This window comes from Mycetohabitans sp. B2 (genome assembly GCF_021733735.1).
GTDB classification, from domain to species: Bacteria; Pseudomonadota; Gammaproteobacteria; order Burkholderiales; family Burkholderiaceae; genus Mycetohabitans; species Mycetohabitans rhizoxinica.
This window is the reverse complement of the sequence record NZ_JAHKSP010000023.1, coordinates 39,791-64,192: the sequence shown is the minus strand read 5'-3', so window position 1 is coordinate 64,192 and position 24,402 is coordinate 39,791. Positions and strand designations below refer to the sequence as shown.

At 61.2% G+C, this 24,402-nt stretch carries 25 protein-coding genes, 1 tRNA gene and 3 pseudogenes; 15 read left to right on the top strand and 14 right to left on the bottom strand.

Going from position 1 to position 24,402, the window contains the following annotated elements:
- Positions 1-303 precede the first annotated feature (303 nt).
- Positions 304-999 carry a phosphatase PAP2 family protein gene (locus KPG66_RS05625; protein WP_041753384.1) on the top strand — a complete coding sequence of 232 codons (696 nt, stop codon included), beginning with the start codon at positions 304-306 and terminating at the stop codon, positions 997-999.
- 39 nt (positions 1,000-1,038) lie between these two features.
- Here the strand turns inward: KPG66_RS05625 and KPG66_RS05620 are convergent, their stop codons facing one another.
- Positions 1,039-1,290: a hypothetical protein gene (locus KPG66_RS05620; RefSeq protein ID WP_237070227.1), complete on the bottom strand. Its 252-nt coding sequence runs from the start codon at positions 1,288-1,290 to the stop codon at positions 1,039-1,041.
- 391 nt (positions 1,291-1,681) lie between these two features.
- Here KPG66_RS05620 and KPG66_RS05615 point away from each other — a divergent pair, with 391 nt between their 5' ends.
- The 4 genes from KPG66_RS05615 to KPG66_RS05600 all read left to right on the top strand — a co-directional run bounded on the left by KPG66_RS05615 (position 1,682) and on the right by KPG66_RS05600 (position 4,579).
- The gene (locus KPG66_RS05615; protein ID WP_013435012.1) at positions 1,682-2,134 is read left to right on the top strand and encodes an HU family DNA-binding protein; all 453 of its coding nucleotides are present in this window, start codon (positions 1,682-1,684) and stop codon (positions 2,132-2,134) included.
- Between the two features lie 256 nt (positions 2,135-2,390).
- Entirely contained in the window at positions 2,391-3,185 is a 795-nt protein-coding gene (locus tag KPG66_RS05610) for an SDR family NAD(P)-dependent oxidoreductase (RefSeq protein WP_041753382.1), read from the top strand.
- A 189-nt stretch (positions 3,186-3,374) separates the two neighbouring features.
- The gene (locus tag KPG66_RS05605) at positions 3,375-3,812 is read left to right on the top strand and encodes an MbcA/ParS/Xre antitoxin family protein (RefSeq protein WP_237070226.1); all 438 of its coding nucleotides are present in this window, start codon (positions 3,375-3,377) and stop codon (positions 3,810-3,812) included.
- 95 nt (positions 3,813-3,907) lie between these two features.
- Positions 3,908-4,579 carry an RES family NAD+ phosphorylase gene (locus tag KPG66_RS05600; protein WP_237070243.1) on the top strand — a complete coding sequence of 224 codons (672 nt, stop codon included), beginning with the start codon at positions 3,908-3,910 and terminating at the stop codon, positions 4,577-4,579.
- On the opposite strand, the gene KPG66_RS05595 is transcribed toward KPG66_RS05600, so the two are convergent.
- Together KPG66_RS05595 and KPG66_RS05590 are read right to left on the bottom strand one after the other, a co-directional pair.
- Complete coding sequence (locus KPG66_RS05595) at positions 4,576-5,322, bottom strand: metallophosphoesterase (protein ID WP_041754193.1); 747 nt, start codon at positions 5,320-5,322, stop codon at positions 4,576-4,578. The genes KPG66_RS05600 and KPG66_RS05595 overlap by 4 nt on opposite strands.
- A 197-nt stretch (positions 5,323-5,519) precedes the next feature.
- Positions 5,520-6,302: a sensor histidine kinase gene (locus tag KPG66_RS05590; RefSeq protein WP_083813435.1), complete on the bottom strand. Its 783-nt coding sequence runs from the start codon at positions 6,300-6,302 to the stop codon at positions 5,520-5,522.
- 232 nt (positions 6,303-6,534) lie between these two features.
- Here KPG66_RS05590 and KPG66_RS05585 point away from each other — a divergent pair, with 232 nt between their 5' ends.
- The gene (locus KPG66_RS05585; protein WP_041753377.1) at positions 6,535-6,876 is read left to right on the top strand and encodes an FKBP-type peptidyl-prolyl cis-trans isomerase; all 342 of its coding nucleotides are present in this window, start codon (positions 6,535-6,537) and stop codon (positions 6,874-6,876) included.
- Between the two features lie 53 nt (positions 6,877-6,929).
- Here KPG66_RS05585 and KPG66_RS05580 read toward each other — a convergent pair whose 3' ends face one another.
- Both KPG66_RS05580 and KPG66_RS05575 read right to left on the bottom strand, forming a co-directional pair.
- On the bottom strand, positions 6,930-8,015 hold the full coding sequence (locus KPG66_RS05580) for a chitosanase (RefSeq protein ID WP_237070225.1): 1,086 nt from the start codon (positions 8,013-8,015) through the stop codon (positions 6,930-6,932).
- Positions 8,016-8,401: 386 nt separating this feature from the next.
- Complete coding sequence (locus KPG66_RS05575) at positions 8,402-8,869, bottom strand: MarR family winged helix-turn-helix transcriptional regulator (RefSeq protein WP_237070224.1); 468 nt, start codon at positions 8,867-8,869, stop codon at positions 8,402-8,404.
- Between the two features lie 302 nt (positions 8,870-9,171).
- Between KPG66_RS05575 and KPG66_RS05570 the strand changes: the two genes are divergently transcribed.
- The 4 genes from KPG66_RS05570 to KPG66_RS05555 all read left to right on the top strand — a co-directional run bounded on the left by KPG66_RS05570 (position 9,172) and on the right by KPG66_RS05555 (position 12,192).
- Positions 9,172-9,942 (top strand): class II aldolase/adducin family protein, encoded by a 771-nt coding sequence (locus KPG66_RS05570; protein WP_013435003.1) that lies wholly within the window; start codon positions 9,172-9,174, stop codon positions 9,940-9,942.
- 7 nt (positions 9,943-9,949) lie between these two features.
- Positions 9,950-10,948: a 2-dehydropantoate 2-reductase gene (locus tag KPG66_RS05565; protein ID WP_041753374.1), complete on the top strand. Its 999-nt coding sequence runs from the start codon at positions 9,950-9,952 to the stop codon at positions 10,946-10,948.
- A 15-nt stretch (positions 10,949-10,963) separates the two neighbouring features.
- A complete protein-coding gene (locus KPG66_RS05560; RefSeq protein ID WP_237070223.1) occupies positions 10,964-11,272 on the top strand; it encodes a hypothetical protein in 309 nt (102 codons plus the stop codon).
- Between the two features lie 134 nt (positions 11,273-11,406).
- A complete protein-coding gene (locus KPG66_RS05555) occupies positions 11,407-12,192 on the top strand; it encodes an ABC transporter substrate-binding protein (RefSeq protein WP_237070222.1) in 786 nt (261 codons plus the stop codon).
- Positions 12,193-12,271: 79 nt separating this feature from the next.
- Here the strand turns inward: KPG66_RS05555 and KPG66_RS05550 are convergent, their stop codons facing one another.
- The 3 genes and pseudogenes from KPG66_RS05550 to KPG66_RS05540 all read right to left on the bottom strand — a co-directional run bounded on the left by KPG66_RS05550 (position 12,272) and on the right by KPG66_RS05540 (position 15,485).
- Positions 12,272-13,750, bottom strand: a complete 1,479-nt coding sequence (locus KPG66_RS05550; protein WP_237070221.1) for an RNA polymerase factor sigma-54 — start codon at positions 13,748-13,750, stop codon at positions 12,272-12,274.
- Between the two features lie 633 nt (positions 13,751-14,383).
- Positions 14,384-15,277: pseudogene (gene ligD / locus KPG66_RS05545) on the bottom strand (non-homologous end-joining DNA ligase); the annotation flags it as partial.
- 46 nt (positions 15,278-15,323) lie between these two features.
- Positions 15,324-15,485 (bottom strand): DUF1328 domain-containing protein, encoded by a 162-nt coding sequence (locus KPG66_RS05540; protein ID WP_041753371.1) that lies wholly within the window; start codon positions 15,483-15,485, stop codon positions 15,324-15,326.
- 391 nt (positions 15,486-15,876) lie between these two features.
- On the opposite strand from KPG66_RS05540, the gene KPG66_RS05535 reads away from it, so the two are divergent.
- The 3 genes from KPG66_RS05535 (at position 15,877) to KPG66_RS05525 (ending at position 19,650) form a co-directional block, all read left to right on the top strand.
- Complete coding sequence (locus tag KPG66_RS05535; protein ID WP_041753368.1) at positions 15,877-16,257, top strand: DUF3175 domain-containing protein; 381 nt, start codon at positions 15,877-15,879, stop codon at positions 16,255-16,257.
- Positions 16,258-16,302: 45 nt separating this feature from the next.
- The gene (locus KPG66_RS05530; RefSeq protein WP_237070220.1) at positions 16,303-17,619 is read left to right on the top strand and encodes a cation:proton antiporter; all 1,317 of its coding nucleotides are present in this window, start codon (positions 16,303-16,305) and stop codon (positions 17,617-17,619) included.
- A gap of 105 nt (positions 17,620-17,724) precedes the next feature.
- Positions 17,725-19,650 (top strand): PAS domain-containing hybrid sensor histidine kinase/response regulator, encoded by a 1,926-nt coding sequence (locus tag KPG66_RS05525; protein ID WP_049786367.1) that lies wholly within the window; start codon positions 17,725-17,727, stop codon positions 19,648-19,650.
- Between the two features lie 209 nt (positions 19,651-19,859).
- On the opposite strand, the gene KPG66_RS05520 is transcribed toward KPG66_RS05525, so the two are convergent.
- On the bottom strand, positions 19,860-20,972 hold the full coding sequence (locus KPG66_RS05520; protein ID WP_237070219.1) for a porin: 1,113 nt from the start codon (positions 20,970-20,972) through the stop codon (positions 19,860-19,862).
- Between the two features lie 391 nt (positions 20,973-21,363).
- Between KPG66_RS05520 and KPG66_RS05515 the strand changes: the two genes are divergently transcribed.
- Positions 21,364-21,440 (top strand) — tRNA-Pro (locus KPG66_RS05515).
- A gap of 233 nt (positions 21,441-21,673) precedes the next feature.
- Here the strand turns inward: KPG66_RS05515 and KPG66_RS05510 are convergent.
- From KPG66_RS05510 to KPG66_RS05495, 4 genes and pseudogenes are all read right to left on the bottom strand, one after another.
- A pseudogene (locus KPG66_RS05510) lies at positions 21,674-21,751 on the bottom strand (lysis system i-spanin subunit Rz); the annotation flags it as partial.
- Between the two features lie 55 nt (positions 21,752-21,806).
- Complete coding sequence (locus KPG66_RS05505; RefSeq protein ID WP_237070218.1) at positions 21,807-22,142, bottom strand: BrnA antitoxin family protein; 336 nt, start codon at positions 22,140-22,142, stop codon at positions 21,807-21,809.
- A complete protein-coding gene (locus KPG66_RS05500) occupies positions 22,129-22,395 on the bottom strand; it encodes a BrnT family toxin (protein WP_237070242.1) in 267 nt (88 codons plus the stop codon). Before KPG66_RS05500 ends, KPG66_RS05505 begins: the two co-directional genes overlap by 14 nt.
- 79 nt (positions 22,396-22,474) lie before the next feature.
- Positions 22,475-22,690: pseudogene (locus tag KPG66_RS05495) on the bottom strand (lysis system i-spanin subunit Rz); the annotation flags it as partial.
- Between the two features lie 524 nt (positions 22,691-23,214).
- Between KPG66_RS05495 and KPG66_RS05490 the strand changes: the two are divergent.
- Positions 23,215-23,853: an HD domain-containing protein gene (locus tag KPG66_RS05490; RefSeq protein ID WP_237070217.1), complete on the top strand. Its 639-nt coding sequence runs from the start codon at positions 23,215-23,217 to the stop codon at positions 23,851-23,853.
- Positions 23,854-23,939: 86 nt separating this feature from the next.
- Here KPG66_RS05490 and KPG66_RS05485 read toward each other — a convergent pair whose 3' ends face one another.
- Positions 23,940-24,350: a MerR family transcriptional regulator gene (locus KPG66_RS05485; RefSeq protein ID WP_041753364.1), complete on the bottom strand. Its 411-nt coding sequence runs from the start codon at positions 24,348-24,350 to the stop codon at positions 23,940-23,942.
- Between the last annotated feature and the right edge of the window lie 52 nt (positions 24,351-24,402).

Below are 24,402 nucleotides of genomic sequence, written 5' to 3'. Positions count from 1 at the left end.
CCGCGCGAGGCCGCTCGCCCGTTCCGTCTTGGCTGCGCAACAGCGGCGCATCACGCGCTCGCTAAGCGGTCCGCCGAGGTATCGTCTGACGCTCTCTAGCATGAATCGCTCCTCCACGATACGCATCGGTCAGTGGCGCCGGTCAGGTCAGCGCCGGCGCATTTGTGTATTGCGCCATATCACTATTTCTCAAATGCTGTTGGCAGCCGACCGAATGTCGTGGCCAAGGCACGCCATGCACGCGGTTATACTTGTGCCATACCGCAACCCGCCCCTTGTCGATTTCGCGTCATTGCCCCAACCATGCCAGACCTTGCGCCGACCACCTGGGCCCTCATTACCGCGTTTGGCGGGGCGGGCGTCATGCTGCCCGTCGCCGCGGCCATCGCGCTGTGGCTCGGCGTGAGCCATACCTGGCGCAGCGCGCTCGCGTGGTCCGGCCTTCTCGGCGCCGGTATCGCGCTCGTGCTGGTCACCAAGGTGGCCTTCCTCGGCTGGGGCATTGGTATACGCTCACTGGATTTCACCGGCATCAGCGGCCATTCGATGCTGGCGACCGCGGTACTGCCGGCCGCAGCGTTCCTAAGCACGCGCGGCGCACCGGTCATGCTGCGACTGGTGGTGCTGGCCGCGGGCCTCATCGCGGGTGCCGCCATCGGCGTATCGCGAGTCGTGCTGGATGCTCATTCGGTATCCGAAGTAGTTGCCGGCTGCGCGCTTGGCGCGGCTGTGTCGCTGGGCTGGATCGCATGGGCAGCACAGCATGAGCCTAACCCGGCCGCGCGCGTGTCGCGCTGGGTCGTAGCCGCGAGCCTGATCGGGCTCGCCCTATCGCTGCACAGCTATCATGCACCGACTCACCGGTGGGTCACACGGATCGCACTTCAACTGTCCGGCCACGAGCGGCCATTCGTGCGAGCACGCTGGAAAGCCTACCGGCCACCGATATCGAGCCAGGCGCTTGACGTGCAGCTGATCAACATGCAGCCGCGCTCATAGCAACGTTTTAGTGCCGTGAGCCGTCTTAGCCGGCTTCGGCTATTTCAATAGGGACAATCGCCGACCTGCGGCAGCCGCATTGATCGACTGGCCCGTCACCGCATAGTCGCGGATGAACCCACGTTGCATGTCGCCGAGCGGCAGCCGTGCAGCCCGCTGCAACGCGATCACCGCGTCATTGCCGGCGCCAACACAATCACCACAAGTTGCCGATGCCGTGCGATGCGTTGCTCGCAAGCCAGCAGCCTGCTTCAGTGCAATGCACCGTTGTCCGTGTCGAAACAAGTCCACGCCACGTTCGCGCTCACGTCGATGACCTGTGCAAGCCATGAGAGCCGAAGAACGGTTCGCAGATGGGCATCAGCCGGACAGGACACGTCAGCTCGATCACAGGCGCCCTGCGATGACACGCTGTTAGGCGGTGACCGCGGCACGACCACGCAGCGCTGCGCCGCGGCCGTCCCCTCTTGGATGCAGGATATCCCGGTGCTAAGCGTGCAGCATGCAGGTACGCGCCTCATCGCCGCATGCCGCACCGAGTCCAAAGACGTCAACAATGTTGCGCTTAAGAGAACGTAGCTAGCGACAAGTCCATCAGCCAACGTAGAATAAGCCACTCGTCGGATAAACGCGTGACGCGCGGCTCCGGCGAGGGTTCTTAACTACCGGGCATTTCAATACGATGGCCACAAAAAAACCGACGACGAAAACCTCTGCAAAACCTGTAGCGAAAAAAGCTGCTGCGACAAAGGCCCCTGCCAAAAAGGCCCCTGCAAAGAAAGCCCCTGCGAAAAAGGTGGCTGTCGCCAACGGCGTCGCTGCCCCGATCAAGGAGACTTTCACGAAGGCCAGCCTCAGCGCCCATATCGCCGAACGCGCACAAGTCGAGCCCAAGGCCGCTAAGGCCGTGCTCGCCGCGCTGGAGCAGACGGTCCTCGGCGCCGTGCACAAAAAGGGCGTGGGCGAGTTCACGCTGCCCGGCCTGCTGAAAATCACGGTGCAAGCCGTGCCGGCCAAGAAGCGCCGTTTCGGCAAGGATCCGTTTACCGGCGAGGAACGCTGGTTTGATGCAAAGCCGGCCACGGTTCGCATCAAGACACGTGCGCTGAAGAAGCTCAAGGACGCTGCAGCGTAAGCGAGCAACACGTGCCGCGCTCGGCGCGCGCACGGAGCAAAGGCCGCAACCGGGGAACGTGCCCCGAGTTGCGGCATTTTTTTGTGGCGTGACACGCTCACCGGGTTCTCATGTCGGCGGCGCATGCGCTACGATTGAGCGCATGACGACGCGCACGGCATCGTGCCGGTCAGCACACCAAGCTGGCCCGGCAAGCTTTCGCTACGATGACACTCCCGACGACCTCCTTTCACTGTCAACAAGTGGAGCATTCGCGATGAAAATCGATCTGTCAGGAAAAACCGCCGCCGTCAGCGGCTCGACCGCCGGCATTGGACTCGCGATCGCGACAGGTTTGGCCGCAGCCGGCGCGCTCACGATCGTCAACGGCCGCAAGCAGGATTGCGTAGACAACGCATTGCGCACGATCCGCGCAGCCGTGCCGGACGCCGCGCTGCGCGGCTTCGCCGCGGACCTGTCGTATGCACACGGTTGTGATGCGTTCAGCGCCACGTTTCCCGACGTCGACATCCTGGTGAATAACCTTGGCGTGTTCGGGCCCGGTGACATCTTCTCGACGCCCGACGAGGATTGGCACCGCTATTTCGAAGCGAACATCATGTCCGGCGTGCGGCTGACACGCAGCTACCTGAAAGGCATGATGGAGCGCCGCTGGGGGCGTGTGGTGTTCATCTCATCGGAGTCGGCGCTCAACATCCCACCAGACATGCTTGCATACGGCTTCTCCAAGACCGGGCAGTTGTCGATCGCGCGCGGCATCGCGAAATACGCAGCCGGCAGCGGCGTCACCGTCAATTCCGTACTACCGGGGCCAACGCTGTCGGCGGGCTTTCGGGCGATGCTCGAACAACCGGCGCGTGAACAAGGTAAAAGCGTCGAGCAAGCCGCCGACGAATTCGTCGTGACCCATCGCGGCAGCTCGATCCTGCGTCGTGCGGCCACGCCCGAGGAAGTCGCGAACATGGTCGTGTACGTGTGCTCGCCGCAAGCCAGCGCCACAACCGGTGCCGCATTGCGCGTGGACGGTGGTGTGGTCGATACGCTCGCATAACCGCGACCGGCGTCGTGTTCCCGTTGATAGGCATGACGTTGATCGCAGTGTGGCTGGCAGATCGCCTGCTGTTCGCGCGCCTGGACGAGCACGGAGTGCCAAGCAAGTGAATTAGCCGTTTGGCCGACTTGTAAAAATCTTTGTATGGACTATATTAGCCTAATAGTTCACACTTAGATGAGGTACCCGATGAGCCGTCCAATTCGAGTCGCTGACGGGGCCGCCGCGCCGATACCGCCCACCAGCCAGCCAACGCTGGCCGAAATGTCCACCGCTGGACTGCGTGCGTTCTTCAATATTGCCCATGACTGGCAACTGTCGGTCGATGAACAACTCGTGCTGCTGGGCTCCCCGGGGCGCTCGACGTTCTTCAAGTGGAAGGCCGCGCCCGATGCGGCACGGCTGTCACGCGATACGCTCGAGCGGCTCTCGCATTTGCTCGGCATTTACAAGGCGCTGCAGATCCTGCTGCCGCAGCCGGATCTCGCCGACGGCTGGGTCAAGCGACCCAACAGCGCGCCACCGTTCAACGGCAAGCGCGCGCTGGACCGGATGCTGGCAGGCAATCTCAGCGACCTGGTCGCCGTGCGGCAATACCTTGACGCAATGCGCGGAGGTTGGGCTTGAACGACGAGTACAGCACTGCTCAGCCTTCCGGCAACACCCAAAGTGAGGTCCGGGAGCCACCCCTTGCGGCGCTACGCGACCCGGGCTGCTGGCCCATCGCCACGCTCCAGTGGCAGCCTGCCTACCGGGTCGTGCCAACACGCTTGCCGGCGATCAACCTGTTCGATCGTATCGCATCAGCCAGCGACTTCGACGCGCTGTACGCGCTCGAGGCGATCACCAACGATCGCCTGCGCACTGAAGTCGGCGAAATCGACCTGGTGCCCCCCGAGGAGCGCCGCTTCGGTCCAGGCTACGGTCCGATCATGGCGGCGCTCACCCATCTGAATCCCGCTGGCAGTCGCTTCTCGCCGGGCACATTCGGCGTGTTCTATTGCGCGCGCGACGCACGTACCGCGATCGCCGAAACGCGCTATCACACCGCGTTGTTCCTGTCGGCAACGCATGAGCCGCCGATGCGCCAGCCAATGCGACTCTACACGGTTAACGCCCAAGGCAGCGTGCTGGATCTGCGTGAGCAACGCGATGCCCTCGCGCCGACCATCCTGCATCCGCATGACTACACATTCGGCCAGGCGCTCGGCACAGCCGCCCGCCATGCGGGCCATGCGGGCATCGCGTATCCTTCCGTGCGCGACCCGCAGGGCGAGTGCCTGGCAGCGTTCCGGACCACGCTGCTGCGGCAATGCCACCATGCCGCCTATCTGGAATACAACTGGAACGGCAGCCGCATCGACGTCGTGTTCGAACTGACCCAGGTCGGCTAACCGTGCGTGGGCCAGTCCAACGACGCGGCACCCCGCCGCAGCGCCTCGTGAGTCGAGATCGCATGGATGCGGCCGCTATGCACATTCACTATCGACAGCACACCATGCGGCAAGAACGCGCCTGTATCGACGAACGTCTGCGCGCCAACCGTGCGGACCTCGGGCACCGGCGTATGTCCGCAGTAAGTATGCGATAGTCCCCGCTGCACGCGCGGGTCGCCCCGGCCTGTGATCAACTGCCGCCCCCATAGTAGGCGCGCGCGCGTGCGCTCATCAAATTGCGCGGCATCCAGCGTGAGGTCGTCGCCGAAGAACTCAGCATGCAGCACGTTGAAGCGCCGCTCGCCGCTGCCTACGACACGCGCCAGCGGCAAGCGCCTGACGTGCGCCGCGTAGCGGCTCAGCATCTCGGCCGGCAGCGCGCGCGCCCACGCACCGCCTACCGAGTCCCAAACCGTCTGTGGCAACACGCCGTCGGCCACGTCGCACATCACCGCCTCGTGATTGCCCTTGACCGCGAAGAACCATGGCATTTCTAACAACGTGAGCGCCTCAACAGGATGCTCCCCACGATCGACCAGGTCTCCCACCGAAAACAGACGGTCGTGCGCCCCATGGAACCTCACCTGCGCTAACAGATAGCGCAGCGCATCGGTGCAGCCGTGCAAATCCCCGACGACGAAGTCGCGCCCTGTGTCATTCCACGGATGGAACGCGACAAAACGGTCAGAAGCCTCGTTCATGATGTCGATGATAGCTCCGGCGCGCCGTCTCCGTATGCGTCTGGTGTCACGTAGCAGATGCGGGGCAGCCCAGCTGCACGGCATCACGCGCCGCCCTGGGTACGCTGCACGGCAACGCGGCCGACGAGGCGCGCACGCCGCACGCGCCATGATCGCAAGCGGGCCTGCGGTTGACAGCGCGACGCCCGGCGGCCTGCTCATCCGCGCTCGGGCAACGTCAACGCGATCGAGGTGAAACCATCGGTCCCGCTCGCCGCACTCGATTTGCCGCCGTGCGCCAGCACGACGCGCTGCGTGACGGACAGGGCGAGCGGCATCCCGTCGGTGCCCTGCACCGGTGTCGTCCCGCGCAGGAATGGTTCGAACGCATGGGGCAAGTCCGGGTTAGTCAGCGCATCGGACGGCTGGAACCGGATACTCGCCCGCCATACGCCGTCCTCAAAGACGTTTTCCATGCTGACCGCCCCGCCAGGACGCGATGCGTCCACGGCATACGCCAACGCCGCCCACAGCGCCTGCGCAATGCGCGCGCCGTCCGCCACGATCGAGATACGCGACGGCGGCCAACGTACCTCGATCGCCGTGGCGCGTTCGCGCGCGAAAGTCGCATCCAGACATTGCACAACGTGCGCGACGATACGTTCGACGTCGAGCATCATCTTGTCCAGCGGCAGCGCCTTGCTTTGCGCGCGGGTAGCATCGATGACATCTTCGATGATGCGTACCTGCTGCTCCACGCCCGTGCGCAAGCCGGCCAATGCTCGCGCAATGGTGGGCTCGGCCTGCCCCACCTTGCTCTCCAAGACGTAGATCCAACTGTGAATGCCGTTGAGCGGACTGCGCAAGTCATGCGACGCCACCGACAACACGCGATCGCGCGCAAATAAGGCGGCAACGGTCTGCAGGTAGGCCGCGCGGGCGGCCAATGCATCGTCGGGCTCACCGTCAAAGTTGCCCGATGCAGGAATAGAGCGACTCAATACAATTTCTCCATTTGGCAAAGCACGGACCGGAACGCCAAGCCGTGACGGGTATTATAGGCATCGCGCTGGCGCTGTCACGATCCGCGCCGACAAAGGATCCGGCTCACGCCACTGCCTGTGCAAGTCGGAGCCAGACCTCAGCAAGGCTCCCCTTCTAGCAAGGCTCGATCCCGCTGGTGCCCGGCCGTTTGCGCTACGATGTCGGCTTTTGACTCAAGGAATTCCCGCCATGGCCACTGTAACGACCGCCTCCGGGCTGCAATACGATGATTTGACCAAAGGTGCCGGCGCGCAAGCTCAAGCAGGCCAGACGGTCAGCGTGCACTACACCGGCTGGCTTATCGACGGACAGAAGTTCGATTCCAGCAAGGACCGCAACCAGCCGTTTTCGTTCGCACTGGGCGCCGGCATGGTCATCCGAGGCTGGGACGAAGGCGTGCAGGGAATGCGCGTGGGCGGCGTGCGCCGGCTGACGATCCCGCCGCAATTGGGCTATGGCGCACGCGGCGCAGGCGGTGTCATCCCGCCGAATGCAACGCTCGTGTTCGAGGTGGAGTTGCTCGGCGTCTAAGCCGCCCGCCGCGCACGACGCGCCGCGGCTGACGGCCCTGTGACGCCCGACGGCTAGTGCAATTGCCAGTTCGTGACCTTGACGATCGCCGCGTCGGCGTTCTTCAAGTCCGTTTCGCCTTGGTCCATCAGCTTGCTCCATTGCTTGACCCGGTTTTTACCGTTGGGCGAGGTATTGTAGTCGTGCGTGTCGACGACCTTGGCCCGTTCGGCATAGAACCGCGTCATAAAGGTCTTCTCGTTCGGGCTATCGCCGGAGCGCGCGAGCAGCGCCTTCAGCGAGTCCCCGCCGCCGTCCGCCCCCTGGTTCAATGCCGTGTCAACGAACGATCCGATCGTCAGCGCGCTGTTAAAGCCGCGCTGGCGAGCCTGTTGCACGCTGTATTGGATGTCCACGTTATAGAACGTGCGCCACATCGCCTCGCGCCACGTCGGGTTGTTCTGTTGGGCTTTGACCTTGCTGCAAAAAATCTTGCTGCTGTCCGAGATCTTTAAAATCGAGCCGGACATCTTGCCATGCGCGCCAATGCGGGTCAGTCCGCCTTCCGCAGACGGAATCTTGGCACCACTGAGCGCATCGAACGTCTTGAATAGCTCGGGACCGTCAGGTCCGGTATCGTTCGAACCGCCCGTGGTCGCGCCGAAAATCCCGATCGTATAGCCACGATCATCATGGATGTTCTGACAGTACCCATAGTACTTCGTCCATTGCAGCGAGTCCTGCTCCGGCTTGTTGATTAGCTTCATGATGTTGTTCCACTGCTCGCCGTCCAAACCCGTGTTCTTCTTCAAGAATTGCAGTGTCGCAGGGGAGAAATTGGCGTCCGGATTGCCGCTAGCCACGTTGGCGACCGCATTGCAAGTTTGCCCGACACGCCACGGCTGGCCAGTATTACCGTCGCCACTGTTCAGGTCTGGCGCGTTGCCCTGCGTCCAGTAGGCCGCAGTGTAGTTTCGCCCGGCGTAACTGACTACCTCACCGCCCTGGTAGATCGTCTTGGCGTCCCAAGGCGCGTCGCAGGGTTCGCTGTTCGGCTGCGCATCGTCGGCGCGTGCCATGCCAGAGACGGCCAACAGGCCAAGGCCCATAGCAACGGCACAAGACATGCGCGTCAACGTCTTTGAAATCAATTGGTTCAAGGCAGACTCCATATTGTTTATGCGTTGAAGATTGCAAGCGTGCCGGCGACGGACAGCCGATACCGTAAAGCAAAGCGGGATCCGCGACGCGCCCAGGCCGAAGCGCGCGGTCACTTGCACGAACCAGGTCCGCCATTTTTGCAATCTCGTCCACTACGACGGTTACCGGCGAGCGGTCGAGCCCAGTGTTGGGCCATCGGAGTCGTGACAAATCGATAATAGGCAGACCTGTCTGTCTAATTTACGCGGAAAAACCCTCGAAAGGATCGAGCAAACATTCCAATGACTGCGCACGGCGCTTATGCGATCATCGCGGCAATTTATCCCAGCAAGAATGGGGCATTGGCGTCTCGGATGTGTGCCGGCCCGGATGCCCGCGCCACACGTTATCCTTGCAGCACACTCGCGAAAATCTTGTCTAGCGCCTGGTCCAGCGCCGCGCGTTCAGCCTCGGACAACGCCGCGAGGATCGCATCGTTGCGTTCGCGGGAAATCGATGCGGCCTTGCGAAACAACAAGGCTCCTTTCGTCGTGAGCACGATGCGCACGCCACGACCGTCTTCCTCGTCCGCTTCTTTAGTCAGCAAACCCTTCTTGCCAAGCACGTCGGTGGCGCGACTCGCCTGACTGCGATCCAAGTTCGACGCGCGCCCGAGATCCGATACCGACAACGGACCGAACGAGCCGACGCTGAGCAGCACGCGCGCCTCGGTCAACGGCAATCCCAGGCGGGCAACAAATGCGTCGTTCATTACCTTGTCGGTCAGCTTTTTGAGCCAATGCAGCCGATAAGTGAAAAGCTGGTCGATCGGGCTCGGAGCAGGACGTCGGGTACGCATGGACGATCGGGACATTGACAATCGATGGTGAAACGAGCATCCAGCATACCATTGCTACCCCGGCGCTCTGCTTACGCTGCCTGCTTACACTTTTTGGCGATACCCTCTGTCAATCCACTTTTCCAGTCTGCTCCATCAAGCCGCACCACCACGGCCCCCACCCAGCCCCGCTGCCAGCTCTCTGCGTCATCCGGCAACCGATATGATGCGTGCGCACGCATCATATCGGTTGCACTCACATCGATAAGCCGTTACGATAGTCACCGATGCCCGATCCGGCACGACCGGCATGATGTGCCGGCCACAAGGAGACGAACATGGCCACACCGCAGCATACGGCGCCCCCGTCCTGGTGCACTGCCGACGAATGGCACGCCCGCGTGCAACTCGCCGCCACCTATCGGGTCTTCCACCTGCTCGGCTGGACCGAACTGATCTTCAATCACATCACGCTTCGTGTGCCGGGGCCAAACAAGCATTTTCTGATCAATCCGTTCGGCCTTACCTATGATGAGGTGACTGCGTCGAATCTGGTGAAGATCGACGTGGACGGCAACATCCTGAGCACCAGCGACTATCCGATCAACCCGGCCGGCTACATCATTCACAGTGCGATCCATCGCAACGTGGACGATGCACATTGCGTGATGCACGTACATACATCTGCCGGGCTGGCGGTCGCCTGCATGCACGACGGATTGTCGTATTCGAACTTCTATGCGGCACAGCTGCACGATATGGTCGCCTATCACACATTCGAGGGCATCACCGTGCATGCAGATGAACAGCAGCGGCTATTGGCTTCGCTCAGCGACAAGCGCCTGCTAATCCTGCGCAACCACGGATTGCTGTCGCACGGGCGCACGCTGGCGCACGCGTTCGTCTTGCTGTGGACGCTAAATCGCGCGTGCGAGATCCAGGTTTTGACTGAGTCGATGCGCGGTGACGTGCTCCCCATCCCCGCGCACGTCACTGCGCGCGCCACGCGCGACGCGTTGCAGTTCTCGCCGGACACCGGCGCCGGCGAGGCCGTGCTGGCTGCGTTGATCCGCCGCGTCGAGCGCATCGATCCGTCCTACAAGGCGTGACACCGTGATGTCCAAAAATATCACCATCGTGGGCGCCGGCGCGGTCGGCGGCCTGCTGGCGGGCAGGCTTGCACAGGCCAGTGTTCCGGTCAAAGTGCTGGCCCGTGGCGCGCAACTCGAGGCGATTCACTCACGCGGACTGACGCTGATCGAGGATGGCGAGCCCACGATCGTGCACGCGCACGCCACAGACGATCCCGCCGCGCTCGGCGCCCAAGACATCGTGTTCGTGTGCCTGAAAGGCCATGCACTGGTCGATGCAGCAGCATCGCTGGCGCCATTGATCGGCCCGCACACGCGGATCGTGTCGGTCATGAACGGCGTGCCGTGGTGGTTCCTGCACCAATTCGGTGGCGCATGCGCCGATCGGCGGCTCGAATCGGTAGACCCTGGCGGCGTCGTATCCGCGGCGCTGCCCGTGGCACAGGCCGATGGCCTCGTCGTGCACCTGGCCGCATCGGTGCGCGAACCCGGCGTGATCGTGCGCAACAAGGGGAACCTGCTAATCGCTCGGGCACCGCACGACACCGGCGACGCGGTCCAGCATGAGATTGTCCGGCTGCTACGAGACGCTCGTTTCGACGTGTCGCTCGCCTCTTCGATCCAACATGAGATTTGGGCGAAGCTGTGGGGCAACATGACGATGAACCCAATCAGCGTGCTCACCAGCTCAACCGCCGACGTGATCCTGGACGATCCGCTCACCGCACGCCTGGTCGTCGAAGTGATGCGGGAAGCGCAAGCCATCGGTGCGAAGCTGGGACTGGACATGGGCATGAGTGTCGAGCAACGCAATGCTCAGACGCGCCAACTCGGTGCGTTCAAGACATCGATGTTGCAAGATGCCGAAGCCGGCAGGCCGATGGAGATCGATGGAATCGTCGGCGCGCCGTATGAGCTTGCCCGGATGAGCGGCGTGCCAACGCCCTATCTGGACATGCTGCTTGGCCTGATACGGCTGAAGGGTCGTAGCATGGGGCCCTACGTCGGCGGCGCTGTCGGGTAGCGGCAGGCTGGGTCTATGGCATCGGCGACGGCCAACGTCCAAGCACTGCCGCGCAACGTGGTCGCCGACGGCACCGCGCGGCGCCTAGCGCCTGACTGGTTGATTCAGGCTCGCAAAGTCAAGCGCAGCACCACATGCGTGTTCACGCTCGGCGGTCGCTGGTTTAGTTCGTTGACGGCCTGCGTACGGGACTTTACGCAGGCCGCTGCACACTTGTCCCCCGTCATCCAGTCCAACGCACGGCCTTTCGACGGTCAAGATCCGACAATCCCGTCCCTATTAAATACATACTTGAGCGCCACCCTCTCGACGCAGCGTGTCTAGACTGTTACTCTGCGCGGCGCAGAGGCAGCACGCGCGGCTCACCGGTTCATGCGTGGTGCACCCGCCAATACGTTCCTCTTACAGGAGGGATGCATGCAAATCCACAACCCACCAAGGCTCAAAGGAGGCTAAAAGTGAAAAAACTATTTGCCGCTATGTCTGTCGCGGTTGTCGCCTTCGGCGCATCCGCCGGCGCTTATGCCAAGGACTGGTCCACTATCCGATTCGGCGTCGACGCGAGCTATCCGCCTTTCGAATCGAAGGCCGCGGACGGCAAGCTAGTCGGCTTCGACATCGACCTGGGCAACGAGATCTGCCGTCGCTTGCACGCCAAGTGCATGTGGGTCGAGAACAATTTCGACGGCATGATTCCCGCCCTCAAAGCGCGTAAGTTTGACGGCGTGCTGTCCTCGATGACAATGACGCCGCAGCGCGCCAAGCAGGTCGCGTTCTCGGCCAAACTGTTCAACACGCCGACGCGGCTGGTAGCCAAGGTCGGCTCGAGCATCCAGCCGACGCCAGAATCGCTCAAGGGTAAGCGCGTGGGCGTCGAACAAGGCACCATTCAAGAAACATACGCGAAGACGTACTGGGCGCCTAAGGGCGTCGAGGTTGTCCCCTACCAGAATCAGGATCAGGTCTATGCCGACCTACTCGCTGGCCGCCTAGACGCGGCGCTGCAGGACACGGTACAAGCCGACGTCGGCTTTCTGAAAACGCCGCGCGGCAAAGGATACGCATTCGTCGGCCCTAGCCTGCAAGACGAAAAAACGCTGGGTACCGGTGCGAGCATCGGCCTGCGCAAGAAAGACACCGACCTGAAGGTGATGATCAACAAGGCCATCTCCGACATGCTCAACGATGGTACTTATAAAAAGCTCGAGCAAAAGTACTTCGATTTCGACATATACGGGGGCTGAGCAACGCGGTGCGCGGTCACGCGGGGGCAGCCACGCCCGGCTTCCAAGCGCCGCGCTGCACAGGCCGCCAACGACGGCTTTACGCCTGCCGGCGCAAGTCTGCCGGCGGCACCTTCATTTGCTGCCGATACTTCGTCACGGTACGCCGGGCCACCTGGATGCCCTGCTGCGTCAGCATCCGCGCAAGCGTGACGTCGGACAATGGATCGCGTGCATTCTCGGCATCGATCATTTCCTTAAGCAATGCCCGCACGGCCGCCGCGGAACACGTTCCGCCGCTCTGGGTACACAGTTCACGGGGGAAGAAGTGCTTGAACTCGAATATGCCGCGCGGCGTCGCCATGTATTTGTTGCCCGTGGCGCGCGAGATCGTCGACTCGTGCAGGCCAAGCTCATCCGCGACGTCGCGCAGCACTAACGGCTTTAGTGCGATTTCACCGTATAGGAAGAACGCCTTTTGGTGGGCCACGATGCATTCGGCGACCCGCTGGATCGTATCAAAGCGCTGCTGCGCATTACGCAACAGCCAGCGCGCTTCCTGCAATTGCTGCCCCAGCGGCGAGCGGTTAGTACCCGATGCTTGCGCAAACAAATCCGCGTACATCCGGTTGATCCGAGCGCGCGGTAGCACGGCGGGATTCACGGTAACGACAAACTTGTCTCGCGCCTGCCGCACGATCACGTCCGGCACAACATAGTTGTCCTCAGCCCGTCCATAGGCATTGCCGGGCTTCGGATCAAGCTTGCGGATGAGCGCACAGGCCTCGTGCAACGCGCGCGTGCTGCAACCGATATGCTTCTGCAATTCACCGAATTCGCGCCGCGCCAACCGCTCCAAGTGATGCACGATGATCTCACGTGCAATGTCGCGCCGTGGCGTGTCATCCGGCATCGCATTCAACTGCAACAGCAGGCACTCGGACAATGAGCGGGCGCCGATACCAGGCTTGTCCAATGATTGGACAAAACGTAGCGCAACCAGCAACTCCTCGTCCGTGGGTGGCGTACCAAGCTCGGCGAGCGCGGCCAGCTCCGACAGGGGTTGGCGCAGGTAACCATCGTCGTCCAGCGCCTCAATCACCAATTGAGCCAACTCCTGGTCGCGCTCATCAAGGCGATACAGGCACAACGTGCCCTGCAATTGCTCGCGTAGCGACGGCTGAATGCGTAACCAGGCAGTCGGGTCGCTGTTGTCCGCGCCACTGTACTCACGAATTGGGCCGTGATCATACGGATCGCCAGCAAAATCCGTTGTGGCCGTATCCGAATAGGGTGTTTCCGCAGCCACACCGGCGGCCTCCGTGCCGCTGGTGATGGGTTCGGCGCAGGACGGCAATACGCCGTCCCCACTATCACAGCCAGCGCTGGTCAGCGTATCCGGTACCGCATCTTCGACTCCGTTCAACGAGTCGTCCTCGAGAAAAGGATTAGAGTCCAGCGCCGCGCGCAGTTCTTGCTGGAACTCGACGGAAGACAGCTGCAAAAGGCGCACCGACTGCTGCAGCCGCGGCGTCAATGCCAGCGACTGACGCATGCGTTGTTCCAGTAGTTGGGGCATTTTCGGTAATCCTTCAATTTTGAAAAACAAGCGCGACCGCACACACACAATGCGGCGCGGACCGCTGTCTCATGGACAAGCAACACCCGTGCCAATTGCGTGATGGGCCGCCATGCGGTGAGCACATGCCGATCCCGGCGTGCGGTGGCTACGGCCTACCCGTGCCCTTTTTACAACGGTGCGGGAAGACATTCATCGTCGGATGTCAGGCGAGGTCGCTGTTGTGCCTGCCACGATGCCTGCCACGATAACCGTCTGTACCTGCCCGACAGTCCAGGCACAAACCCACTGACCCCGTGGCTTCCGGCATGCCAAGTGCGGTGTTCGAAGGCTGCATCTCGCCAAACACGGCATGCATGCTGAGCCATCCGCTAAGAGTTCATCATGGCAGCTATGCCGCCGCTCTCAGGATGAGCGTGATGACGGCACGCAAGCACGAGAAGCAGTGTATCCAGAGCGTGCTGGCGGATTCATGGCTGTTGATGGCACCAAGCTGGGCACAGAGCACAGCAACGATGAACTGGCCAAACAAGGCAAGCCCGCGGAGTGCCAAGCACAGGCATAGACCGCGGCGGTCAGGCATAACATCCGATAGATGCGTGTATGGATTGAGTGCCTCGCACGCGGGCGCGCTCAGGCGCTCTCGTCGCCCGGCTCCAAGCGCTCAAGCATCGCCGCTGTGATGCGCTGGCGCGTGCTCCAATAGCCAGCCCAGGGGTCCGCGCCTAATCGGTCGAGCCGCTCGGCGATGTTGCGCAATGTCCATTGCGCCGCGCTGCTCGTGTGAGGCACCTCGTCCCATGTGAGGGGCATCGACACAGCCCCCCCTGGCCGGGCGCGCGGTACGTAGGCGGCGATCGTGGTTGCGCCGCGGCTGTTGCGCAGGTAATCGACGAAGATCTTGCCCCGGCGATTCTGCTCGCCCATTTTTGCACCAAACTGCGCTGACCAGACGGTGGCCATATGGCGGGCAATGCGCTGCGAGAACGCCTTGGTGTCGTCCCAACTGGCGTGTGAGTCCAACGGGACGACCACATGCAACCCCTTTCCGCCGCTGGTTTTGCACCAGCACCGTAAGCTGAGGTCAGCCAACACAGTGCGCAAACGTTCGGCGGCCTCAAGCATAGCGCGCCACGGCAACGCTGGATCGGGATCAAGATCAAAGACGACCCGGTCGGGATGTTCGATGGCAGGAAGCTGTGCGTTCCATGTATGGAGTTCGATTACGTCCATCTGGGCGGCCCCCACCAGCGCCGCCGTATCGTCGATGGTAATCAGTGGCTTGTGTCCAGGGTCCAGGCCTTCGTGCTGCGTGACATGCGGTATCGCAAGCCGATCGCTATGCCTTTGGAAAAACAACTCTGCATCGATCCCGCCCGGTGCGCGCAATAACCCGACAGGCCGTGCGCGCAGATGAGGCAGCAACACCGGGGCCACCCATTCGAAATAGCGAACCAGGTCAATTTTGCGGGTACCGGTGTGCGGATCCATCACCCGATCGGGATGCGAAATCCGCACACCCGCCACCGTCTCATGCAAGTTGCGTTGCTCCGAGTCTTTCATACAGCAGCGGTTATCGCCTGATCAGGCCAAGCAACAGCGTCGCCAGAAAAATCACGAGGAAGATGAAAAACAGTATTTTTGCGATTTCAGCTGCGCCCGTAGCGATCCCGCCAAAGCCGAATACGGCAGCGATGATAGAAATGATGAAAAAAATAACAGCGTAACGAAGCATGGCATTTTTCCCCAAATCAAAGGCCGGCAACGGCCATCGGCACATGACTAGACCCCTTGCGCGCGTGCCAGTCGCACAAGCAGATGAAAACCGTCAGACGATGGGACACGGCGGCACGACGGTAGCGCGATTCATTGTGGTTTCGCGTCGGCAGCAAGCTTGCGGATCGCCTGTCTGTCCCTCAGCGATGACATCCGTGACATGGCGTACTCCGTGTGTGGGCAGGGTGAGTGATACAGCCAGACGTAACGGCTCCGTTGTTTCGACTCTCTTCGGCATTGCATCAATCATGCCTGGCTAATCTGCTGCCGCCCCGACCCGGGGCCGCTAAGTCGGCGACGCATGGGCATGAAGCTTGCGAAAGCGCGTTGTCGCATACCGAGAGGCCGCCATGACAAGCAGCACCCGTTCCCATCCCTCCACCCGGCACCGTAATGGCCGCCCGCCGCGCCAGCGTCACGCGACAGCGCGCGCTGCCCATTGCGGCAACCGTGCAAAACGCTGGTCACGCGACGTGACCCAGCACAGCCACGCGTTGGACTTGGAGCCGGATGTCTTCAAGCAGGGCACGGCGCAGCAAATCGCTGAATCGCTTAAGCGCGCGTCGATGCACAGCACACGGCGTCGCGGCACGCCGTTCCAATCGGCCATGTCGATGCTAAATTTTTACATCAACCGAGCCGGAAAGCACTTACCTGTGTCGCGCCGCCAGGTCCTGGAACGATCCAAGCAGGCATTGCGGGACACATTCGGCCGGCGCCGAGGATCGTGACAATGCGCGCCCGAGCGTCTATCCGACCCAGCGCGCCCATGCATCATGTGTGAAACAACCTGGTTCCTCATCGTAGGCGGCATCTTCGTCGTAATGGGCATCGCCGGCTCGCTGCTCAAGCGCCTGCCCTGCAGCAGCGCGATGCTGTATCTGGCAATAGGCGCTGCACTCGGCACGCCCGGAGCCGGAATACTCGCGCTGGATATTTTTCGCGACGCGCATTTGCTGCGAGTGTTGACTGAGGTGGCCCTGCTCGTGTCGCTATTCGCCATTGGCTTGCGGTTGCGGGTGCCGCTGGCCAATCCACTTTGGGGCTTGCCGCTAAGGCTCGGCGTGCTGGCGATGCTCGTCACGATACCGTTATTGACTGCGTTCGGCATGGTAGTACTCGACCTACCAGTCGGTCCCGCACTGTTGATAGCCGCCATCCTGGCCCCGACCGATCCCGTGCTGGCCCACGACGTTCAGGTACAAGACTCACGCGATCAGGACCAAATGCGTTTTGCGCTGTCCGGCGAAGGCGGATTGAACGACGGGGCGGCCATGCCATTCGCGCTCCTAGGCATTGCCTTGTGCATCCAACCGGATAGGCCGATCGCCGCGGCACTGTCCCCGACCTTCATGGCTCATGCGCTCTGGGGCGGCGTCGGTGCAATCAGCATCGGTGCCACCCTCGGATGGGCAACGACCCATGGAGTGGCATGGCTGCGCACACGGCACGCACAGGCACTGGGCCTGGAGGGCTTTTTTGCCCTCGGGCTGATTGTGTTGTCGTACGGCGCCGCAGAACTCGCCCATACATACGGATTCCTTGCAGTCTTTGCCGCCGGTGTCGCGATGCGCCGTGTCGAGCATCGTGCCAGTGGCGAGCGCACGGCGCAGGCGACGATCGGCACACTCGACCCACAGAACGTTCAGGCGACTGCGGCACATCCGGACAAGGCTCACGCCTACATGGCCGAGTCCATTCTCGGCTTCACGATCGAACTGGAGAAAATCGCGGAAATGGCCACGATGATCGTCATCGGCAATGTACTAACTACCTTGCCAGCGCCGTTGTTAAGCCAGCGCAATGCGATGGTGGCGGCCGTGCTATTTCTACTTGTTCGCCCACTCGCGGTGGGCATTTCACTGGCCGGCTCCCGCGCCTCGCCGGCACAGCGTCGCCTGATGAGCTGGTTCGGCATCCGTGGAATCGGTTCGTTCTACTACACCGCCTTCGCAGTCGAGCACGGTGTGCAGGCTAGCACGGCGATCGTGTCCACTGCATTGTTCGTCGTCACTGCATCAGTTGTAGTCCACGGCATTTCCGCTACGCCGTTGATGAACTGGTATCAGCGATGGCGGCAAGCTCATCAATAAAATGCCAAACTGGAAATCCCTACCGCCATAGCTAAGAACCCATACTGCCATGCAAGACAGACCCCCAGTGCTGCCAGCCAACCTGTGGAAACAACGGTGACCACGATGTCAGGGCGAGCTGTGCTGCATGATCCTGCCGCTTTCGAACTGATGGTCCAGAACATCAAGGACTACGCGATTTTCATGCTTGATCCGGAAGGCCACGTCGCGAGTTGGAATACCGGTGCTCAGTACATTAAAGGATACCGTGCCGAAGAAATCATCGGGCGCCACTTTTCAGTGTTCTACAGTCCGGCCGACATCGCGGACGGCAAACCCGAATATGAATTGCGGCATGCCGCCGAATTCGGCCGCGTTGAAGATGAGGGTTGGCGCGTCCGTCGGGACGGATCGAGATTCTGGGCCAATGTCGTGATCACAGCGCTGCGCGCGCCATCGGGCGAATTGTACGGCTTCGCAAAAATCACCCGCGACTTGACCGAGCGACGTGCAGAGGAGGACAAGCTTCGCCAGAGCGAAGAACGGTTCAGACTGATGGTCGAATCGGTCAAGGACTACGCCATTTGCATGCTGGATCCACAAGGCCGCGTGGCGAGCTGGAACGCTGGCGCCATGCAGATCAACGGGTACCGTTCAGAAGAGATCATTGGCCGCCATATGTCTGTCTTCTATCGCGACGACGATAACACCGACGGCATGCCTGAGCAGCAGTTGCAAGCCGCCGCGAACACGGAGCGTGTCGAGGACAATGCATGGCGCGTGCGCAAGGACGGCACATTGTTCTGGGCCAATGTTGTGATCACGGCGGTACGCGACGCCGCCGGCGCACTGCTTGGCTTCACCATGGTGACGCGCGATATGACCGAGCGCAAGCGTCTGGAGGAACTAGAGCTGTCCAGCCGCCGCATGAGCGAATTTCTCGCGATGCTCGCGCATGAATTGCGCAATCCGCTTGCCCCCGTGCGTAATGCAGTCAGCGTGATGCAGCTGGTCCCGAATGTCGATGCGACGATGCGTCATTGCCGCGACGTGATCGATCGGCAGGTCAGCCATTTGACGCGGCTTGTCGACGATCTGCTGGACATCGGGCGAATCACCACCGGCAAGTTGGAGCTGCGCCTGGCCTGCATCGACATGGCGGAAGTCGTCGCCCGCAGCGTGGAGGCTGCCCGCCCGTTCATCGACGAGCGTTGGCAGAGTTTGCACGTGCAATTGCCGCCCCAACCGGCCTGGGTCCGTGGCGACATGACACGATTGGTCCAGGCAGTGCAAAACTTGCTGGACAACGCCTCCAAGTTCTCGCCCAGCGGCGCTCGGATCAGCATTGAGGTCACTGTCGGAAAGCGCATGATCTTCCTGCGCGTGATCGACCAGGGCCGGGGCATCTCGCAGGAGGGTCTGAAGTCGATCTTTAACCTGTTCGTGCAAGAAAACCACGCACAGAATCCAACCGATACTGGCCTGGGAATCGGCCTGACGCTGTGCCGCTCGCTGATCGAGCTTCATGGCGGAATGATCGACGCGTCCAGTGATGGGCTCGGCAGCGGCAGCACGTTCACGATACGGTTGCCGATCGCCCGGCATCAAGCACAGGCGGATCCGCCGGCATCGTCCAGCGTCGTCATGTCTACACCGTCGATACCCCTACGGGTGCTCGTCGTGGACGACAATCGCGATTCCGCCGACAGCCTCGCCGTCCTGCTCGAACTCAAGGGCCACATGGCCCGCGTGGCCTACGATGGCGCGCACGCGATCGAGATCGCCCGCGTGTTCCTGCCGGATCTCGTGCTGACCGACCTGGCCATGCCCAATGTCGACGGGTTCGGCGTGGCGGGCGTATTGCGCTCGAGTGTGGACCTGTCCGGCTCGACGCTTGTTGCGATGTCTGGCTTCGGCCAACCAGGTGACCGCGCCCGATCGTTGGCCAGCGGTTTTGACGCGCACTTGGTCAAGCCGATTAAACCAGCCCAGTTAGATGCGCTGCTCGAGCGCAGCATGCGGCAAGCCAGTAAGGACTCCTTGCAACGCTGACGACGCAACGCTGACGACTCGGGCCTCGACGTACGGTGCACCGTGCTTTCCTGCTCCCCGCTCGATGCTCAGTGCCCAGTGCGCAATGCCCAGTGCCCAGTGCCCAGTGCCCAGTGCCCAGTGCCCAATGCCCAATGCTCAGTGCTCAGTGCTCAGTGCGTCTGTACATCATAGATCGGCTGGACCGCTGGCGGGTGATGGCCGGTAAATCAGAACCGGTGGCGAACGCCTGCGGCGATCAATAGCTGGCTCCCACCCGATGCGGGCTCGGCGGTATTGATCATGGCTGGCACGCCAGCCGATGCGTGCTGGTAAATCGCCTCCATGTAGGTGTCGGTACGCTTGGAGAGCGCATAATCGAGTTGCACGGCGCCCTGGTGCCAGTGCGCATCGGACGCCTTCGTGTACGTGTATAGGCCAGCCAGCGTCAATGCGGGCATGAGTTGATATACGCCATTGACCTCGTAGTTGCTGAATCCGATTGAACGGGCACTGGCGCTCGCGTCGGCATCCGCAACACCTGTATAGGTTGCACGAGACCACGCGGCACCCAGCGTCAAGTCTCCCAGCGCGTAGTTCGCGCCGACGCCGTAGGTATTCTGCGCACCGACAGTGGCATTGAACGCGTCGCGGTTCGAGCCGGGCAGCGCCGCGATATCGTAGGCGCCGGCTGCCGTCCTGCCGCGGCCGCCCACGTGAAGGTATGCGGCGCCCGCATTGAACGGGCCGTTCTGGTAGCTCGCCCCGACGCTGTACGCACGGTTGTTTGCGAATTGTCCCGCCGCGTTCGAGAACGCATACATGCCGCCCGCGCTGAAACCCGCGAATTGGGCACTGGTGTACTTGATCGAATTACGCGCCAGGTATGAGTTGTTCGCATTATCGTTGTCGAACGGATGGGCGAACGCAGTGCCGCCCGCCCCGCCCGTTAGCGTAACGGGTGCAAAGTAGTCATGGACTGCATCGTATTGGTGACCCAGCGTGATCGTGCCGTATCGCTCGTTGCCTAAACTGACGTAATACGGATGATCATTCAGTGACTGCCCGGTGGTCACCGCGAAGCCGCGCTCGAGCCGAAACACCGCCTTGTTTCCGCCACCGAGATCTTCCGAGCCTTGTACTCCCCAATAGCTGCCGTCGATCAAGCCGCTGGTCGCCTTGTACTGCGCATGGTCGGCGACATTGCTCAACCATGCGACACCAGTGTCCAATTCACCGTACAGCGCTACACTGCTCTGTGCGTGCGCTTGGGTTACGCAGGCAGCTAACACGATTAAATAAAGGCGCCTGTCGACCAGGCGCCGATTTTGTTTGCCAGACATGGGTATGGGTCACTTGAAAAGAGGAAAGCTGCGAAGTCGACTTGTCGGGACGGCCGCAGTGGCGACTATAGCCTCGTCGTTCGGGCCGCCATGATGGACAGTGCGCCACGCGCTCTAATGCTTCGCATCTATTACGGTGAGCGGGCCACTGGAAGGCCTTGTAGGCATCGCTCGGCAAGACGCTGTTCGTGCACAAGCCCCGCGGCATCGTGTCGCCACAGCACGACGCCATGCTGCTCGGTTTCACCCGGCAGGTGCTGCATTGCGCGACGCAATCCGGTATCTCGGCCGCCCGATGCGCGTAGTGGATCAATATATCCGACTACACCACACATTAGCCAGCCGGATGCAGTTCGCAATCGTGCACATCTCTGCTATACTCCATCGCTTTCGGGGCGTAGCGCAGCCTGGTAGCGTACCTGCATGGGGTGCAGGTGGTCGGAGGTTCAAATCCTCTCGCCCCGACCAGTTTCAAACCCGCGTCGGCTAAGGCTTTCGCGGGTTTTTTGTTACTGCCTGTTTGTTGTGCAATGGGGGGGGCGATATTAGAAGATTTCTAATATGTCTCATGCCTTCGGTACCGCTCGGCACTTTCAACGTCCGCTAGTTCGACGACGCACTGGCCTACCGGCCAGCACCACGTCGAGCTAACGAGCGGCGCGTCATCGGCAGCATCTCCGACCCACCACACAGACGTAGCTTTAGAGCGCACGCAGCTTGTCTATCTCCCGCTGGTCGTCGTTGGCAATGGCAAAAACGCGTTGCGCCGGAGTCAGATCACGCCCCCCTTGTCCCGCTTGGGCGTTTTTTGCGTTGCAGAACGAAACCGGAGCTTCAGTGAGCAAGCGGGTGCTCGGCCAAGTACTGGCGCAGGGCCGCATTTACGCGAGTTTGCCAGCCTTTCCCGGTAGCCTTAAATGCATCTACTAAGTCAGCGTCCAGGCGTATGGCTGTAAATATCTTGGTCTCTTCAGCCTTCGGGCGACCGCGAGGGCGTTTGGCGACCAGCGCGGCATATACTTTGGACGGCAAGACCTCGCCTGCGGGCTTCGCCTTGGCAAAATCCTCATCAGCCCACTCGTGGGTGTCCGGGTCAGCCGCAATGCCAGTGTTGATAGCAGCGTCTTCTTCCGGGGTGGGACTAATGTGCTCGGCTTTAAGTTTCGGCATATCGCTTTTCCTCACGCTTGTTGGCCTTACGCAAACTGATGACACGGATGACATCACCGCGAAAGCAGTAGATCAGCACATGCAAGCGTTCACCGATGTAGCCCATTGCTTCGAATCGTTGCTCGGCGTACTCCTTGCGTGTGTCCCCACGAACTACGGCCGTTTCCCACTCAAAGAACTCGGCGTCAGCGAGCGACAATCCATGCTTGTCAAGATTGCTGTCATCTTTGGTTGGGTCAAATTCGTAGTCTATGAATATTATTGTATAAACAAAAAACAGGAGTTTCAAGTGTTTTTTGTTTATACAATAAATTGTCGATCACAAGCGAGGTTCACTGACAGGCTGTCTCCGGTCGCACCGCACATACGTAGCGCCGAAGCGCACGCAGCTTGTCTATTTCTCGCTGGTCGGCGGCGGCGACGGCAAAAACGCGTTGCGCAGTCGCTGTGTCGAGGTCTGCGTAGACGGCGGTTCCATGGCCTACGCAGGTAGCGCTGGACACGTCATCGCGGTTGGCTGAGCCGTTACGGACGGCGACGCGCAGCCGACTTGCCCAGCCCACTCGCCACGCGATGGAGCTAGCCTATTTGACCGGACAGCGGCCGGCGGATGTGCTTAAGCTGATGTGGGCCAACGTGCGGGACGGCGATACCGTTCACCGACCGCCTCTATCCATTCCCGTCGTGTTGACATACTGAGCCTGCTCGCCATAAGTCGTCCCCGCCAGCATTCTGACGGGTCACACATTACATGAGGCAACAGGCTCCGCTCGGTAGCAAAAAACCTGAGTCAATGCGACCGGCCAAGATGATTGTCGCTGTCCACCAGTCAATGCGAGGACGTTCTCGAAAAAAGTGAGTTCGCCCGCGCAGCGCTGGGAAGTCGTGCAGCAGTTTCTTAAACAATACGACTATTCGGAGCGCCGGGCGTGCGCGCTCGTTGGTCTGAATATCCTTGCACAGGATGAACTATGCCGAGGCAATCCACTCTTTCTATCCAAGACGAGCATTGAGCGCATCGAACCGATCCGGTGGATAAAATGCTAGATCACTGTGTTTTCACCATTCCTGCATGACGCCAGCCTTCGCTCCATACCAGCACCTCGCGTCAATCCTTCTTCCGTTTGCAACGGAAGGGGACGACGGCGCTCACGACGTAGCCCACCTTCAACGCGTGTGGAAAAATGCGTTCGCCATCCAGTCAAAGGAGGGTGGCGACGCACAAGTGCTGTTCGCCGCCGTCCTGCTGCACGACTGCGTTCAGGTGGAAAAGAACTCGCCGCTGCGCGCGCAAGCCTCTCGGCTGGCTGCCCGACGCGCTACGCAAATTTTGCGGCGACTTGGATGGCAAAAAGAGAAGATTGAATCCATCGCTCATGCAATCGAAGCGCACAGTTACACGGCCGGTATCGCGCCAAACACGCTCGAAGCCAGGATTCTGCAGGACGCCGATCGGCTGGACGCCATCGGCACACTCGGTATCGCACGATGCTTCTACGTCGCTGGACGCATGGGATCGCAACTCTATGCACACGCCGATCCGCACGCACAATACCGGCCGCTGGATGATGCGCGATACGCGCTTGACCATTTTCACGTGAAGCTATTAAAGCTCTCCGCCCATTTTCAAACGCCGGAGGGTCAGCGCCTGGCCAAGCAGCGTCACGAACGACTAGCGCGCTTCGTGGATGAATTGTCGGAAGAGATCTGAAGGCACGGTAACCGCCCCGAACCACGAGGAATCGGTGACACGCCTATCAAGTAGATCAGCAAGGGAAGAATGCGCCCGTCGATGGGTCAAGACCGCTTGCCGTCCGTCAGTAAAACGATCACCTGACGGATTTCGTCGCGCAGTGCGCCCACGTCCACGGCAACAAGCCGAAGATCCGCTGGCTGCACGCCCGCCTCGCCCGTCGGGACCGCACCACCCGGCTCGTCCGGCAACAGCGCACCGCGTGAATCGAGTCGGTTACGCGCACCGTTGATCGTGAATCCTTGCTCATACAACAACTCTCGGATCCGTCGGATCAGCAGTACTTCATGATGCTGATAATAACGCCGGTTTCCGCGGCGCTTGACCGGCCTTAACTGCGTGAATTCTTGCTCCCAATATCTGAGCACGTGCGGCTTGACGCCGCACAGTTCGCTGACTTCACCGATCGTGAAATACCGCTTCGCGGGTATCGGGGGCAACGTGACTTTGTCCATCGTCACACGCTCGTCATGTCGGTCTTGGATGCGTCCAGGGGGCTAACACGGC